The following is a 14,767-nucleotide window of genomic DNA, read 5'->3' on the forward strand; positions in this document are numbered from 1 at the left end:
TTATTGGCGATTGCCTACTCCGCCGGCGCTTCAACCGCGCGCGAACGGCCGAGGGTGATCTTGGCCAACGTGAAGGAGATCACCGCGCAGAGCGTGATACCGGCGACCATCGGCAACGGTGTGCCATCGAAGAAGATGCCGGCGACACCCATGGCGAGCGCACCGATGGCGAAGTGCAGCGTGCCCATCAGCGCCGAAGCCGTGCCGGCGATCTCGCCATGCTCCTCCATGGCCAATACCGAGGTGGTCGGAATGACCAGGCCGAGAAAGCCATAGCCGACGAACAGCAGCGCCGCCATCACATCCAGCCGGTCCACACCGGAAGCCATGACAGCGAACAGTGCCACCATCGTCGTGGCGTAGCCGGTCACCGCCACCCACACCACCCGCTTGAGCCCGAAACGCTCGGAAAGCAGGCCGGTGAGCTGCGACATGCCGATGAAGGCGACGGCATTGATCGAGAAGAACACGCTATAGACCGAAGGCGACAGGCCGTAATGGTCGATCAGGATGAAGGACGAGCTCGACAGATAGACGAAGAAGCTCGCAATGCCGAAGCCCGCGATCGCCACCAGGCCGAGGAAATTGCGGTCCCCCATCAGGAAACGGTAGCCTGAAAGGGCGGTGCCAAAGGAAGAACCGGCGCGTTCTTCAGCCGGCCGCGTCTCCTTGAGCGAGGTCGCGAGCAGGATGGTTGCTAGCACCGCTGCGGCCGTAACGGTCCAGAACACGGCGCGCCAACCGAAACTCTCGATGATCTGGCTGCCGGTCAGCGGCGCCAGGATCGGCGATACCGAGAACACCAGCATCAGCAACGACATCAGCTTGGCGGCTTCGTTGCCAGTGTGCAGGTCGCGCACGATCGCGCGCGGAATGGCCATGCCGGCGCTGGCGCCAAGGCCCTGCAGGAAACGGAAGGCGATCAGCCATTCGATCGTCGGCGCCAATGCCGAACCGACGCCGCCGACCATGAACAGCGCAAGACCGCCATAGAGCGGCAGCTTGCGTCCGACCATATCGGAGATCGGCCCGACGACGATCTGGCCGAAGCCCATCGACAGGAAGAAGATCAAAAGGCTCATCTGCACGGCTGCGGTGCCGGCGTTGAGATCCGCGCCGATCGAGGGCAATGCGGGCAGATACATATCGATGGCGAAGGGCCCGATGGCGGACAACAGGCCGAGCACGACCGCGATGCGGAGGAATTTGGGACTCATGATGTTGGCTTCTTTCGAATCTGGTTGCCGCCGCAAGGCGACGTCTGACCCCAGGACGTTCGATCCCGTGGGATTCCGACTCTCCGAGAGCGAATTGTTCGCCTGTCCAGAGGTGAACCCCTTATAGCGTGTCCACAAATTTAGACAGTCTTGTCTAAATCGTCAATCACCTCTATATAGATTTTCATGAGACCGGGTGTTTCTCCTGACAGTTTCCCGCCACGCAGCCACGAGGCCAAGCGCATCTCGGTGGTCGACGCCGCCGCTTCCGTGTTCTGCCGCGAGGGCTTTGCCGGCGCCAATATCGACCTGATCGCCGCCGAGGCGGGTGTCTCGCGCCAGACCGTCTACAACCACCATGGCGACAAGGAAAAGCTCTTCATCGCCGTAGTCCGCGATCTCACCGAGCGCTGCAATGCCGGCATCTTCGCCACCATCGCCACGTTCCCGGACCAGCCGAGGGATCTGGAAGCGGATCTGATCGGCTTTGCCGTGCGCCTGAACCAGAACTGCATCTGCAACCGCGACGGAAAATTCCTGCGCAAGCTGATCCAGACCGAAGGCGAACGCTACCCTGAATTGTTCGCCGAATGGCGCGAACAGGGCCCGGGGCGGACCTGGCCGGCAATCGCCGCCCGCTTCGCCCGCCTTGCCTATGGCGGTTACCTCGCGATCGACGACCCCGACGTCGCGGCGCGGCAGTTCCTCGGCCTCGTCAATGCTGAATTGCAGACGACCTTCATGCTCGGCGGCACCCCGGCCGAGGACGAGGTCGTGCAATCGGCGACAAATGGCGTGCGCACCTTCCTGCGCGCTTTCGGCAAGCGCCCCTCCCCGACCAGCGTCAAGAAACACGCCGCGCTTGCCAACGCGTGACATTTGCGGGTGACGCAAGCCGGCTTCCGCGATCAAATCTCGGCAATCGTCCTCGCTTCCTCGCGGCGGCGGTCTATATGCGGTTTACGCCGCGCTCAAGCTTGATTACAGCTATGCGGACGATTCAACGGAACCCGACCGCCACATGGCCGACGACCACATCCGCTATGACATTCTGGCCCAGGAGGCGTTGCGCGGCGTCATGCGCAAGGTCCTGGCCGAGGTCGCGCGCACCGGCCTCCCCGGCAACCATCATTTCTTCATCACCTTCCTGACCGGCGCGCCGGGCGTGCGCGTGTCTTCGCGGCTGCGCGAGCGCTATCCGGAGCAGATGACCATCGTCATCCAGTTCCAGTATTGGGACCTGAAGGTCACCGAGACCGGTTTCGAGGTCGGGCTCTCCTTCTCGGACGTGCCGGAAAAACTCGAAATCCCGTTCTCGGCGGTGCGCGGCTTCTACGATCCGTCGGTTAACTTCGAACTCGAATTCGACGTCAAGACCGAAGGCCAGTCAGATGACGAACCAGCTTCCCAGCCGGCGTCCGAACCGCTCGCCATCGTCTCCGAGAAAAAGCCGAAGGCGGAGAAGAAGGCCGCCGAACCCTCGAAGAAGGCGGCCGATGCCGATGCCGCCAAGGGCGCCGAAGTCGTCTCGCTCGACGCCTTCCGCAAGAAATAAGCCTTCGGGTCGCGCGTCATGGCCGACATCGTCAATCTGCGCCAGGCTCGCAAGCAGAAGGCAAGGCTGGAGAAGGAACGCACTGCCAGCCAGAACCGCGCCCTGTACGGCCGCTCCGGGGCAGAGAAGGAACGCGACCGCCTGGTTGCCGAAAAGGCCGAGTTCTTCGTCGCGGGCCATCGGCGTCAACCGTCGCCCGATCCGGACCCCAAATGAGCTCCAGGTGAGCCCGGTCGAAAAACGCTCGGTGACGATCCGTGGCCACCGCACCAGCTATTCGCTCGAAAAGCCGTTTTTTGACGACCTTGTCGCCATCGCCGCCGCGCGCAATCTGACCCTTGCCGCGCTGGTCGCGGAAGTCGACGAAAACCGGCCGCGTGACACCAATCTGTCCTCGGCGCTCCGGATCCATGTACTGGCCTGGGCGAAGCGCGGCCGCGCCTGACGCCTGGCTCCGTCAGGCAGTGCCTTCCTGTTTCCCGCGGCGGGTGCCGAACCCCAGGAGGGCCGTGCGATCGCGCTCTTCCGCCTGCTTCCTGGATCTGACGCGCATCAGGTCCTTCCAGCCGACGTAACCGACCAGCGTTCCGTCGTCGCGTGCCACGACCGGCAGATGCGACACGTTGGCCGTCAGGAGCTTGTCCGACAGGCCTTCCAGATATTCATCGGGATAGGCAAGCGTCACCTTGCTGCCGGCCAGCAAGTCGCCGAGCGTCGTCGTCCGGTGCTTGCCGGCACGCCGCCAGCGCAGAATCGCCGGTGGATCGATGAGGCCGAGCACCTGCCTGTTGCCGTCAATGACCGGGAAGCTCGGATGACGCGTCTCCGGCGCAGTCAGGAATGCCGCTGCGCCATGCAGCGTCATCGTCGCCGGCACGCTCTGGACCTGCGTGGTCATCACTTCGTGCACCCTGGTCAGCGCGAACGGATCGACCCGGTATTCGCGCACCAGATGATGCCCTCGCCTGGCGATCTTCTCGGTCAGGATGGAACGTTTCATCAAAAGCACCGTCACCGCATGGGCGGCGGCGCAGGCCGCGATCAGCGGCACCAGCACATGCGTGTTGCCGGTCAATTCGACCGCGAAGAAGGTCGCCGTCAGCGGCGCGCGCATCGTGCCGCCCATGGTCGCCGCCATCGCCAGCAGCGCCCAGAAGCCGGGATCGGCCGCCGGCAGGAAGCCGGCGAGCACCGCGCCCATCGCGCCGCCCATGATCAGCAGTGGCGCCAGCACGCCGCCCGACGTTCCCGAGCCCAGCGCCACCGACCAGATGACCGCTTTCACCACCAACAACAGGAGTGCTGCCGTCGCAATCGTGCGGCCGTCCAGCATGTTGGATATGTTGTCGTAGCCGACGCCGAGCGCCTGCGGCTCGATCAGGCCGCCAATGCCGACGACGAGGCCGCCGAGCATCGGCCACCACATCCAGTGGATCGGCAGTTTCTGGAAACCGTCCTCGCAGGCATAGACCATCTGCGTCAGCAAGGCAGACAGGAGGCCGGCCGCAATACCGATCAGGACCCAACCGCCAAGACCGGCAAAGGAAATCGCCATGCCGCCCTGAAACGGAAAGATCGGTCCCGGCATGTGCAGCATGGTGCGCTCGACCTCCGCCACGATGGCAGCCACCGCCACCGGAATGAAGCTGCGCGGCGTCCATTCGAACAGAAGCAGCTCCACCGCCAGCATGATGGCGGCGATCGGCGTTCCGAACACGGTGGTCATGCCCGCGGCGGCGCCCGCCACCAGCAGCGTCTTGCGCTCATTGTCGCTGACCGGCAGCATCTGCGCGATCAGCGAGCCGATGGCGCCGCCGGTCATGATGATTGGGCCCTCGGCGCCGAACGGTCCACCGGAGCCGATCGAGATCGCCGACGACAGCGGCTTCAGCACTGCGACCTTGGCGTCCAGTCGCGAGCGCCCGAGCAGGATCGCTTCGATCGCTTCTGGAATGCCGTGGCCACGGATTTTCTCGCTGCCGTAGCGCGCCATCAGGCCGATAATGAGTGCGCCGATCACCGGCACGGCGACGGCGGCATAGCCAAGCGGCGTGTCCTCCAGCCTCAGATCGGCGAGCGTGAATTGACCGAAATAGGCGACGTTGGTGGCGAGCCGGATCAATTTCAGCAGGATGATGCCGGCAAACAGCGCGGCCGTCGCCACCACCACCGCGATGCCAGCGATCAGCAACACCCTGGCGTCGGTGGTGAAATCGCGCAGATGTCCGGGACTGCCCTGTTCGGTCTTCATTGCCTGCCTGCTTTCCGTGGCGTGTCGCTGTTGGAGGATCGGCAAACCGTCAAAACGGCTTTGCCGGCGGCTATGTATCGTAATACGATATAAATATTCAAGCGGACTTGGCCCGAAATCGTTTGAGCTTTGGCTGGAATGACAACACATGTCTGATATGTCGCATCCGCAAAAACCCCGCCCCGCCATCAGCCAGGCCGACTACCAGCGGCTGTCGGAGTTCCGCTATCTGATCCGCCGCTTCCTGGAATTCAGCCAGCTACAGGCCGAAGACGCCGGTCTGACATCGCGCCAGCATCAGGCACTGCTCGCCATCAAGGGTTTTCCGGGCGGAGGCCCGGTAGCCATCGGCGACCTCGCCGAACGCTTGCGCATCCGTCATCATAGCGCCGTCGAACTGGTCAACCGCCTGTGCGAGGCCGGGCTGATCGTCAGGGATCAGGACAAGGACGACCAGCGCAAGGTGCTGCTGCAACTGACCGAGCGGGCCGATGCCTGCCTCGCCGACTTGTCGGCCGTGCATCTCGACGAGCTTTCGCGCATCGAACCCATGCTGAGGAGCGTGCTCGCCCGAAAGGACCGCGACACGCTCCAGAGACAAGTTTCGCAACCTAGCTGAATGGAGGCTATGCCATGTACAACATCTGGTTTTCCAAGGCAGTCCCGGTTTCCACAGGCGTTACTGGCGACGTTCGAAATCTGTCCAATGCCGAACAAGCTCTCGACCTTCTTACCAATCACTGGCGCGATGCGGGAAGCATCAAGCATAAGGCTGCGCTGCGGGCGTGCCGACAGGCCATGAACGGCGGCGTATCGGCCGATACCGCCAGGGATGCTTTTGTCGAAGCCGCGAGGGAAGCGCGCATTCTGGTCGAATAACTGCCGCGCATGTCCTGGGCGTTGTTGGCCCAACCACAGGCCCGACATACCGTCCTCGATCGACGGTGAGCGCACGATGAGATCGCGACAGCCGTCAGCAACGCGCCGTCGTCCATTCAACTTTTGCGAAGCCCGGCTACCATCGGGAAGATGGGACATAAGGGGCCGCATAAAAAAATTCCGGAAACCCCGAATCCTTTGGCTCCGCCGCTTCGTCTCGGACATGAGCGACCTGCAAGGTGCAGGGCCGGCAAAGGAACAGACAAGATGAAACACCATTTGATACGTTACAGGACCAAACCGGAGCTGGTCGACGAGAACGAGCGGCTGGTCAAGGCCGTGTTCCAGGAATTGCGGGATAAATCGCCCGAAGGGTTTCGCTACATGACATGGCGGTCCGGCGACGGTACCTTCTTCCATCTGGTCGAGGCGGCAACCGAGGAGCAGGCCGGCACCCTTCCGGGGCTAGCGGCATTCGCGACTTTTCAGAACGGCATCAGGGATCGCTGCATCGAGCCTCCGCATCGCGAGGCGATGACGGTAGTGGGCAGTTACCGGATGCTGGACCACTAGGCGCGGTCAAGCGATGTGGAGAACGGCGGGCGTATGAACATCCTCATTCCTGGCGGGCACCGCGCGCTCATCGAACGCCTGCTTGGGGACTTGCGCCCAAAGCTGCACCGCTATTGCGCGCGCATGACGGGTTCCGTCTTCGACGGCGAGGACGTGTTGCAGGAAGCGCTGGCCAAGGCGTTCGAGGCTTTGCCGAACGCCGGCCAGATCGCAAATCCGGAGGGCTGGCTGTTCCGCATCGCGCACAACACGGCACTCGACTTTCTGCGCCGGCGAGCCCGCGAAAAGGCCTTTTCCGATGAGGATCCGGACATGATCGTCGACCCGGCCAACGCCACCTTCGACCGTCAGGCCGCTGCCGCCGGCCTGCACACCTTCATGCGCCTGCCCGTCGCGCAGCGCAGCAGCGTCATCATGATGGACGTTCTGGGTTATTCGCTGCAAGAGATCAGCGCCGCGCTGGACACCAGCGTCCCGGCCGTCAAGGCGGCGCTGCATCGTGGCCGCGGCCGCTTGCGCCAGCTCGCCGCCGAGCCCGAGGATGGGCCGGTTCCCAGGTTGGGCGTCTCCGAACGCCTGTTGCTCGAAGCCTATATCGATCGCTTCAACGCCCGTGATTTCGACGCCGTGCGCGACATGCTCGCCGATGAAGTTCGCCTGGAGCTGGTGGCCAGGACGCGGTTTACCGGACCCAGGGAAGTGGCCACCTATTTCCACAACTATTCCCGCCTCCGCGATTGGCGTTTCGTGCCGGGATTCGTCGAGGACAGGCCGGTGGTCCTCGTTCACGACGGCAACGATCCGGCTGCGCGACCAGCCTATTTCATCCTGCTTGTCTGGCAGGAGGGCAAGCTTGCCGCCATCCGCGATTTTCGTCACGCCCGCTACGTCGCCGACAGCGCCGAACTGCTCGTTATTTGAACGATCGAGGGAAATCCCCTGCCTACTGCCTACTGCCTACTGCCCTACTGCCCTACTGCCCTACTGCAAAGACTTCAGCAAATTGTCGATCGTAGACGGATTGAACTGCGGTTTGGCCGGAGGCGGATTGTCATTGGCCACCGGCGGTGCCGCCGGTTCCGGGTTCGGCGCCTGCTCGGCGCCCTTGCGCTCTGCTTCCAGCCTTGCCTTCTCCTGCGAGGCGGTCCGCATCGCCTCCTCGGCCTTTGCCTTGGCATCCGCCTCGGCTTTGGCCTTTGCCTCGGCATCCGCCTTGGCCCTGGCCTCTGCTTCGGCCCGCGCCTGAGCTTCCGCCTCGGCTTTCGCCTTGGCGTCGGCCTCGGCCTTCAGCCGCGCCGCCTCCTCCTGCTGTCGCTGCTCCTCGGCCGCCTTGTCGCGCTGGTCCTGCAACGCAGCGTAGTAGCGCACCTCGCGCCGCAGCCGCTGCTTCTCCAGCAACGCGGCCTGCATCGCCTCGACCCGCTGCTGCTCCTTCTCGAGCGCGCGCTGGGTCAGGAACTGCGCCAGCGGTTCGCTGTCGAACTGCCGTTTGACGGCGCCGAACGGCCCCTCGACGCTGAAATTCATCGCCGGTTCGGAACCGACGAGCGCTTCGTCGCCGGGCCGGTAGGTGACCGCGCCCTTGGCGGAGACCGTATCGGCATTGAGGTCCGCCGTGATGTCGGCGGACAAGGTCGCCGAAGGATTTTCGAGGCTGATCGGCGGCGCCCGTAGCGTGCCACCTGCAATGGTGAAGGCGATGTCGGTATCCTTTGCCGCGAAACTGCCATCTGCCGCGATAGCAGGGGCGAAGCCGGCTGTCTTGGCTGCATCGATATCGCGGCCGATCGCGTCGGCCTTGGCGAGGAAGGTGCTGAACGCATCCGGATTGACGCCGGCGACCGTGATGCCCTTCAGCGCCGCCGTGCCCGAACCCGACAGAGCGGCAATCATCGCGTCGACCGATTTGCCGCTTGTCGAAAACGCCGCCGAGACATCCCCCTTGCCGTCGATGCCGGCATCCGGCAGCACGGCTGGCAAATCGGCGCCCGCGAGCTTCATCTGGCCGGTGAAAAGCCCAGTGCCGTCATTGTTTTTCAATTCGAACAGGCCTGTCAGCGCACCGCCAAGGAATTTCGCCTTGAGATCGGACACGCGGATGCCTTCCCGGTCGAGCTTCAGCGACAAGGCCGCGTCATAGGCGGTCGCGAATGGCCCTGCGGCAAGGGAAGCCGTGGTCAAGTCGAGATCGGCCGTGAATGGAAGGCTGGATTTCTGGCTGAAAGGGGCCGACGGCCACACACCGCCTTTATTGTCTCCGCTCTTGTCCGTGAACGCGGAATCGCCGAACAGCGCCACCGCCATCGGGTCGAGATCGAGTTCGTCGAGCGCCAGCGAGCCGGCCAGATGCGGCGCGCCATCCTTGCCGTCAATCCCCTCCTTGATGTCGATGTTCACGTCACCCGACACCGCAGCTTCGTTGATGGCGGCGTTGAGGCCGGAGAGCACCAGTAGGCCGTTGCCGTAATCGGCCTGCGCGGTGAGCGACGTCGACGTGCCTGTCCCCATGCCTGGCAAACCTATGCCCGATGTCATCAGCCAGGGCTCGATGTCGGCCGCATCGAGGCTGACCTTGCCCTTCGCGACCGGACCTTGCGGCGTGTCGGCTACGGTGCCGTCGAAACCGGCGTTGAAGTCGTTGCCGGCAAGGCTGAAGCTCGTCGCCAGGCCGCCGCCCAGCGTGCCCTTGGCCTGGATGTCGGTGCTTGCCTCGCCGAGCATGCCGAGCGGCAGTGCCGGCAAGCCGTAAAGTGCCAGCAGCGCTGTGGCGTCGGGGTTCCTGGCATTGAAGGTCAGCGCCACAGGCGCTTCAAGAAGCTTGTCGACCGCTCCCTTCCCCGACAGCGAGGCGGAAAAGGACGATCCGCCGGCCTTGCCTTGCCCGCTCACAGCAAGCCCTGTTGTGCCGTCGCCATTGTCGGCAGCACTCACCACAAGATCGACGCGCGAATCCTGGAACAGGTCGGGATAGGCTGCGGCGCGGCTAGCCAGTCCCTTGAGCACGGCGTTGTCGGCATAGTGTTGCGCCGCCACGTCTATCAGCGGCTTCAGGTCGACGGCGACCACGGAGGCGTCAAGCTTGCCGGTCGGGCTCGCCGGAAAATCCTTGATCCGGCCTGTGGCGCTGATCGACGCGCCGGCCAGCCCGCCCACCGACAGTCGGTCGATCTCAAGCAGCCCGTCGCGCAGCCTGAGCGCGGTGTCGACCGTGTCGGCGGTCAAGCCTCCGGCACTGACCGGTCCCGCCTTGATCTGGAAATCGAGGTCGCGGTCGGCAAATCGGTTGGCGCCCTTGTCGCTGATGAAGATCGAAGCGAAGGCCGCTAGCCCGTCGACATCGAGATCGCCGCCTTCCAGCCGCATCAGCACCGAGGGCCTGGCGTCGTCGGGCTGGCTGGAATCGATGCGGCCGGAAAACATCGCTTTGCCCAGGACCAGTTCGAGATCGCTGAAGGCCTGGCGCTTTTCGGAGAGATCGACTTTAGCCCGGAAGCCGGCGGCGGGCAGACGCCGGATCGCCTCGTCGACGTCCTTGGACAACCAGGCAGCGAAGCCGGAAGGCTGCGCCACCGCCAGCAGCAGCGAACCGGTGAAGCCGAAATGGTTCTCGACGCTGAGCAGGCCGTCGGCCTCCAGCGTGGCGCGGCCGGGCAGTGTCGCGGCGAGCGATTTCACCGACCAGCCGCCATCGACCGGCTCGGCGGAAAGATGAACGTCGCGAACCGTGGTGTCACCGGCCACCACGGCCGGCAACCTGACCTCGACCGTTCCGGGAATAGTCGGCTTGGGCAGGTCGAGCAAGGCCTGTTCCAGTCCGGCAATGCGCTGATCCAGTGTCAGGCCGGCGCCTGCCGCACCCACGGCCTCGTCGAACTGCACCTGCGCGCCATTGGCCTCGATGGCGAAGCTCGGCTTCTGGCCGAGATCGATCGAGGCCTTGCCGTCGGCGGTATAGGGATTGTCGAGGGGTCCGGTCTCGAAGCGGAATTCATCGATGCCGAGCTTCTGGTGATCGAGCGCGAACTTGCCGTTAACCCGAAAGCCGGGATTGGACTTGCCGGTGCCGACCTTCACCGTCTCGCCATCGGTGCCCCGCAACTGGGCTGAGTTCTTATCGGCGCCGGAAATCTTGAACTGTCCGGAGTAGATGGCGGCACCGTTGACGATGCCGGCGTTGCCGTCGGTTTCGATGACCAGCGGATACGCGTCGGGATCGGCCTTGAGCCGAAACCGCATCTGGCCGTTGGCTTCGGCCTTGCCGGTCGTGGCGGCAACCGTCGTGCGCAGGCCGTCGAACCTCAACGTGCCATCCATGCGCCACGGGCCCGCCAGCGATTTGGCCGAAATGGTCGAATTGATCTCGGACATGGTGTGGCTGCGTCCGCCGGCGGCATGACGCAACTCGATTTGCCCTTCCGTCACCGTCAGCTTCTCGATCGAGATCTGGTTGAGATTGAAGGGCGAGGACGGCCGCATCGCCCAGTCGACGGTACCATTGGCGGCGATGTCGATCGTCGCTTTCGGCCGCACCAGCCGCATGTCGAAAATCAGCACCTCGCCACGCAGGAACGGCGCCAGTTCCGCATCCATCGAAAACGTCTCGACGGTCATCGCCGGCTGGCCGGCGGGGCCGCCGGCAACGGCGACATTGGAGAAGGTTACCGACGGAAACGGCAACAAGCGCGCCGTGGCGTCGCCCTGCACGGTCACCTTGCGGCCGAGAATGGCGCTCGCTTCGCGCTCGAACTGCGCCCGATAGCCGGACCAGTCGACAAAATACGGCCCCACCAGCGCCGCGCACAGCACCAGCACGAACAGGCCACCAAAGATCACGAACAGGCGTGCGAGCATCAGTTCCGAACGGTTTGGTTGAAATCAGCCGCACTCTACCTGCATCCGCGTGTCGATAAAGAGGCAATTCGATCGTCGTCGGCGACAACCATGGACGGCGTTCGATGTTGCGCGGTCGCTCTTGATCGCGATACCTTGCTTTGGGCGTCCTCGCCCTGTTTCGGTCGCGGCGTTTTCCGATCCGGGATCGTCTGAAACAATCCTGGAAAAGCGGAGAATTGGGGATGTCGGGGAAGAACTGGGACCGTGTGCCGATCGATGCGCAGAGCGTCGACGCGCCGCTTTCGCAATCAGCGATTTTCCTTGTCGTCACCATAGCCGATGAACAGCCGGTTCTCGCAAGGGTTTGTTCCGTGCTCGGCGACCTTGACGACATGGTCAAGACTGTCGGGTTCCGCGACCTCGGCGGCCGCCTGTCCTGCATCGCCGGCATCGGCCACGATCTATGGAACCGGCTCAGCCCCGGCCGGCGGCCGGCGGAGTTGAAGCGGTTCGCGCCGATCAAGGGAGCGGTTCACGCCGCGCCCACCACGCCGGGCGACCTTCTCTTCCATATCCGCTCCGAGCGGCCCGACATGTGCTTCGAGTTCGAGCGTATCCTGCTGGACAGGCTTGGTCCCGGCGTGACCGTCGCCGACGAAGTCTCGGGCTTCCGTTATTTCGATGCCCGCGACCTGCTCGGTTTCGTCGACGGCACAGCCAACCCCACCGGCCTCGATCTGCCCGCCTCGGCGCTCGTTGGCGACGAAGATCCCGATTTTGCCGGCGGCAGCTATGTCGTCGTTCAAAAATACCTGCACGAGCTCCAGGCGTGGGCGCGAATCCCCACGCCGGTGCAGGAGGCGATCATCGGCCGAACCAAGATCGACAACATCGAAATCGACGATGACGAAGCGCCGCGCAAATCGCACAAGTCGCTCGCCACCATCGAGGATGCCGACGGCACCGAACATGACATATTGCGCGACAACATGCCGTTCGGCCGGCCGGGGCAACGGGAATTCGGCACTTACTTCATCGGCTATTCGAGGTATCTCTGGGTGATCGAGAAGATGCTGCAGCGCATGTATATCGGCGACCCGCCCGGCGCTTACGACCGGCTGCTTGATTTCTCCACCCCTCACACCGGCACGACATTCTTCGCACCTACACGGCCGATGCTGCAGGTGCTTGCCGAAGCAGCGCCAGAGAAGTTGGCCACTCGGTAAACGACGCACACAGCAAAGCGGCCTGTCGACCACGTGCCGGCGGAGAAGCGTTTGTCGTGCTTCGGCGTGCTGCGGAGATCAGCACGCGATCATCGGCGTCATCAGTGCGAATTCAACGCGCGTCGCGCTTTGCCTGCGCCACCTTGGCCGCTTTGCGTTGTCGGCCGAGCTCAGCCGGCCGAACCAGATTCGGCGTCCTCTGGTTTGCCACCGCTCGCATGCCCTTGTGCGCAGTGCGCGCGTTGAACGCTGGACCATCCGTCGGCGCTTTCTGCTTCAGGGCCAGCGCCTTGCGCGCGCTGTCGACCAATGAGACGCGCGCCGTCAACTGGCGGCGCCGTTCGGCCTCGCCATTCAACCGCCGCATGGCCGTCGCCAGCATCGCAAGCTTCAACTGAGAGCCGCCATCGGCCTTTGAAGCGACAGCCCCTTTCGGTGTGCCCTTGCCCCGGATTTCGCGCCGGCGTCGATGCGCCTCGGTCTGCGCCTTGTCGCGCCGCTCCCGAAGGCGTTTGACGAGGCCGGACAGATCGGCGTCGGAAAGGTCCTGGACCGCCGGATGGTGCGATTTTTCCACCAGCTCGTGTTCGTCGGCACTCAGCGCGCGCGCTTCTTCCTTGCGTGAAATCGCCATGACACCACTCCTCCGCTTGGGTTGCCCGTCTTCTGGGCCTTCAGCACACGGAGTCTCGGCCCGATTGGAGGTGGGGTCAAGACGAGCCGATGACGGAGTCTACTCGGCAGCCGGCAGGATCTTGCCCGGGTTCATGATATCGAGCGGATCGAGCGCCTGCTTGATCGTGCGCATGATGTCGACGCCGTGGCCGAGCTCATGGCGCAGGAAGCCGATCTTGCCCTGGCCGATGCCGTGCTCGCCGGTGCAGGTGCCCTCCATGGCGATGGCCCGCATGTTGAGCCGCGCCACGAATTTCTCCGACAGCGCGATTTCCTTCGGGTCGTCCACGTCCATCAGCACCAGCACGTGGAAATTGCCGTCGCCGGCATGGCCGACGATCGGCGCGACAAGCCCCATTTCGGCGATGTCGGCCTCGGTTTCGGTGACGCATTCGGCAAAACGCGAGATCGGAACGCAGACGTCGGTCGACAGGCCCTTGGCGCCTGGCCGCAGCGTCAGCGACGACCAATAGGCGTCATGTCTGGCCTTCCAAAGTTTGGTGCGCTCCTCGGCGACACTGGTCCACAGGAACGGTCCGCCGCCATTCTCCTCGGCGATCATGCCGAAGGTCTCGGCCTGCTCGGCAACGCCGGCATCACTGCCATGGAATTCGACGAACAGGCACGGGCTTTCGGGATAGTCGAGCTTGGAATATGTCTTCATCGCCCGCATCTGCAGCGCGTTGACCAGTTCGATGCGCGCCACCGGAATGCCCATCTGGATCGTCGCGATGACGGCGTTGCAAGCCGCTTCGACGCTCGGAAACGGGCAGACACCACCGGAAATCGCCTGCGGAATCCCTTGCAGCCTCAAGGTCAGCGAGGTGATGATGCCGAGCGTGCCTTCCGAGCCGACCAGCAGCCGTGTCAGGTCGTAGCCGGCCGAGCTCTTTTTTGCCCGCTTGCCGGTGGTCATCGCCTCGCCATCTGCCATGACGGCCGTCAGCGACAGCACGTTCTCGCGCATCGTGCCGTAGCGCACCGCGTTAGTGCCTGAGGCCCGTGTCGCCGCCATGCCGCCCAGCGAGGCATTGGCGCCGGGATCGATTGGAAAAAACAGGCCGGTGTCGCGCAGATGCCGGTTGAGATCCTCGCGAGTCACCCCGGGCTCGACCGTGCAGTCGAGATCCTGCGGATTGACCGATAGGATCCGGTTCATCCGGGAAGTGTCGACCGAGATGCCGCCGCCCGGCGCGTTGGTGTGGCCTTCGAGCGAGGAGCCGACGCCGAAGGCGATCACCGGCACGCGGTGCGCGGCGCAGGCGCGCACGATCTCCTGTACCTCGGCGGTCGTTTCCGGGAAGACGACGCCGTCCGGTGCCTGCGTCGGGATGTAGGTTGTCGTATGCGCATGCTGGGAGCGAACCGCCTGGCCGGTCTGAAAGCGCTCGCCAAACCGTTGCTTGAGGATGCCGAGCACGGCGGCGATGCCTTCTTCGTTGCGCTCGACCGGATTGAGGTCGCTCAGGGCCATGAATTCCTCCGCGAATGGACCAGTGTCCATGCTTGTCATGCATTTATGGATGATGCCTAACGCAATTCCAGGAAAAGTGTGAAG

At 64.0% G+C, this 14,767-nt stretch carries 14 protein-coding genes; 9 read left to right on the forward strand and 5 right to left on the reverse strand.

The window, feature by feature from the left end; genetic code table 11:
* Positions 1–14: 14 nt before the first annotated feature.
* Positions 15–1,217: a multidrug effflux MFS transporter gene (locus FJ979_RS02670; protein ID WP_140579986.1), complete on the reverse strand. Its 1,203-nt coding sequence runs from the start codon at positions 1,215–1,217 to the stop codon at positions 15–17.
* A 186-nt stretch (positions 1,218–1,403) separates the two neighbouring features.
* Here FJ979_RS02670 and FJ979_RS02675 point away from each other — a divergent pair, with 186 nt between their 5' ends.
* The 4 genes from FJ979_RS02675 (at position 1,404) to FJ979_RS02690 (ending at position 3,217) form a co-directional block, all read left to right on the forward strand.
* Positions 1,404–2,093 (forward strand): TetR/AcrR family transcriptional regulator, encoded by a 690-nt coding sequence (locus FJ979_RS02675; protein ID WP_140495314.1) that lies wholly within the window; start codon positions 1,404–1,406, stop codon positions 2,091–2,093.
* A 145-nt stretch (positions 2,094–2,238) separates the two neighbouring features.
* Positions 2,239–2,772, forward strand: coding sequence for an SspB family protein (locus tag FJ979_RS02680; protein WP_140579987.1), 534 nt, complete (start codon positions 2,239–2,241; stop codon positions 2,770–2,772).
* 18 nt (positions 2,773–2,790) lie between these two features.
* The gene (locus FJ979_RS02685) at positions 2,791–2,988 is read left to right on the forward strand and encodes a DUF4169 family protein (RefSeq protein ID WP_140495310.1); all 198 of its coding nucleotides are present in this window, start codon (positions 2,791–2,793) and stop codon (positions 2,986–2,988) included.
* 7 nt (positions 2,989–2,995) lie between these two features.
* Positions 2,996–3,217, forward strand: coding sequence for a ribbon-helix-helix domain-containing protein (locus tag FJ979_RS02690; protein WP_140495308.1), 222 nt, complete (start codon positions 2,996–2,998; stop codon positions 3,215–3,217).
* A gap of 12 nt (positions 3,218–3,229) precedes the next feature.
* On the opposite strand, the gene FJ979_RS02695 is transcribed toward FJ979_RS02690, so the two are convergent.
* On the reverse strand, positions 3,230–5,023 hold the full coding sequence (locus tag FJ979_RS02695) for a chloride channel protein (RefSeq protein ID WP_140579988.1): 1,794 nt from the start codon (positions 5,021–5,023) through the stop codon (positions 3,230–3,232).
* A 148-nt stretch (positions 5,024–5,171) separates the two neighbouring features.
* Here FJ979_RS02695 and FJ979_RS02700 point away from each other — a divergent pair, with 148 nt between their 5' ends.
* The 4 genes from FJ979_RS02700 (at position 5,172) to FJ979_RS02715 (ending at position 7,396) form a co-directional block, all read left to right on the forward strand.
* Positions 5,172–5,642, forward strand: a complete 471-nt coding sequence (locus tag FJ979_RS02700; RefSeq protein WP_140516535.1) for a MarR family winged helix-turn-helix transcriptional regulator — start codon at positions 5,172–5,174, stop codon at positions 5,640–5,642.
* Positions 5,643–5,656: 14 nt separating this feature from the next.
* The gene (locus FJ979_RS02705; RefSeq protein WP_140495302.1) at positions 5,657–5,902 is read left to right on the forward strand and encodes a DUF982 domain-containing protein; all 246 of its coding nucleotides are present in this window, start codon (positions 5,657–5,659) and stop codon (positions 5,900–5,902) included.
* Positions 5,903–6,169: 267 nt separating this feature from the next.
* Positions 6,170–6,475, forward strand: coding sequence for a hypothetical protein (locus tag FJ979_RS02710; protein WP_140495300.1), 306 nt, complete (start codon positions 6,170–6,172; stop codon positions 6,473–6,475).
* A 33-nt stretch (positions 6,476–6,508) separates the two neighbouring features.
* Positions 6,509–7,396, forward strand: a complete 888-nt coding sequence (locus FJ979_RS02715) for a sigma-70 family RNA polymerase sigma factor (RefSeq protein ID WP_140579989.1) — start codon at positions 6,509–6,511, stop codon at positions 7,394–7,396.
* 60 nt (positions 7,397–7,456) lie between these two features.
* Here the strand turns inward: FJ979_RS02715 and FJ979_RS02720 are convergent, their stop codons facing one another.
* The gene (locus FJ979_RS02720; protein ID WP_140579990.1) at positions 7,457–11,326 is read right to left on the reverse strand and encodes an AsmA family protein; all 3,870 of its coding nucleotides are present in this window, start codon (positions 11,324–11,326) and stop codon (positions 7,457–7,459) included.
* Positions 11,327–11,550: 224 nt separating this feature from the next.
* Between FJ979_RS02720 and FJ979_RS02725 the strand changes: the two genes are divergently transcribed.
* Positions 11,551–12,534, forward strand: a complete 984-nt coding sequence (locus FJ979_RS02725; protein WP_140579991.1) for a Dyp-type peroxidase — start codon at positions 11,551–11,553, stop codon at positions 12,532–12,534.
* Positions 12,535–12,646: 112 nt separating this feature from the next.
* On the opposite strand, the gene FJ979_RS02730 is transcribed toward FJ979_RS02725, so the two are convergent.
* The gene (locus FJ979_RS02730; RefSeq protein ID WP_140495292.1) at positions 12,647–13,168 is read right to left on the reverse strand and encodes a hypothetical protein; all 522 of its coding nucleotides are present in this window, start codon (positions 13,166–13,168) and stop codon (positions 12,647–12,649) included.
* A 99-nt stretch (positions 13,169–13,267) separates the two neighbouring features.
* The gene (locus FJ979_RS02735) at positions 13,268–14,683 is read right to left on the reverse strand and encodes an FAD-linked oxidase C-terminal domain-containing protein (protein WP_140579992.1); all 1,416 of its coding nucleotides are present in this window, start codon (positions 14,681–14,683) and stop codon (positions 13,268–13,270) included.
* Positions 14,684–14,767 lie beyond the last annotated feature (84 nt).

It is taken from the genome of Mesorhizobium sp. B1-1-6, from assembly GCF_006443035.1.
In the GTDB taxonomy this organism is placed as follows: Bacteria; Pseudomonadota; Alphaproteobacteria; order Rhizobiales; family Rhizobiaceae; genus Mesorhizobium.

What these genes read in the sequence shown, in the direction of transcription:
- FJ979_RS02670 (WP_140579986.1), bottom strand. Translation starts at nt 1,217, where the DNA reads ATGAGTCCCAAATTCCTCCGCATCGCGGTCGTGCTCGGCCTGTTGTCC.
- FJ979_RS02675 (WP_140495314.1), top strand. Translation starts at nt 1,404, where the DNA reads ATGAGACCGGGTGTTTCTCCTGACAGTTTCCCGCCACGCAGCCACGAG.
- FJ979_RS02680 (WP_140579987.1), top strand. Translation starts at nt 2,239, where the DNA reads ATGGCCGACGACCACATCCGCTATGACATTCTGGCCCAGGAGGCGTTG.
- FJ979_RS02685 (WP_140495310.1), top strand. Translation starts at nt 2,791, where the DNA reads ATGGCCGACATCGTCAATCTGCGCCAGGCTCGCAAGCAGAAGGCAAGG.
- FJ979_RS02695 (WP_140579988.1), bottom strand. Translation starts at nt 5,023, where the DNA reads ATGAAGACCGAACAGGGCAGTCCCGGACATCTGCGCGATTTCACCACC.
- FJ979_RS02700 (WP_140516535.1), top strand. Translation starts at nt 5,172, where the DNA reads ATGTCTGATATGTCGCATCCGCAAAAACCCCGCCCCGCCATCAGCCAG.
- FJ979_RS02705 (WP_140495302.1), top strand. Translation starts at nt 5,657, where the DNA reads ATGTACAACATCTGGTTTTCCAAGGCAGTCCCGGTTTCCACAGGCGTT.
- FJ979_RS02710 (WP_140495300.1), top strand. Translation starts at nt 6,170, where the DNA reads ATGAAACACCATTTGATACGTTACAGGACCAAACCGGAGCTGGTCGAC.
- FJ979_RS02715 (WP_140579989.1), top strand. Translation starts at nt 6,509, where the DNA reads ATGAACATCCTCATTCCTGGCGGGCACCGCGCGCTCATCGAACGCCTG.
- FJ979_RS02720 (WP_140579990.1), bottom strand. Translation starts at nt 11,326, where the DNA reads ATGCTCGCACGCCTGTTCGTGATCTTTGGTGGCCTGTTCGTGCTGGTG.
- FJ979_RS02725 (WP_140579991.1), top strand. Translation starts at nt 11,551, where the DNA reads ATGTCGGGGAAGAACTGGGACCGTGTGCCGATCGATGCGCAGAGCGTC.
- FJ979_RS02730 (WP_140495292.1), bottom strand. Translation starts at nt 13,168, where the DNA reads ATGGCGATTTCACGCAAGGAAGAAGCGCGCGCGCTGAGTGCCGACGAA.
- FJ979_RS02735 (WP_140579992.1), bottom strand. Translation starts at nt 14,683, where the DNA reads ATGGCCCTGAGCGACCTCAATCCGGTCGAGCGCAACGAAGAAGGCATC.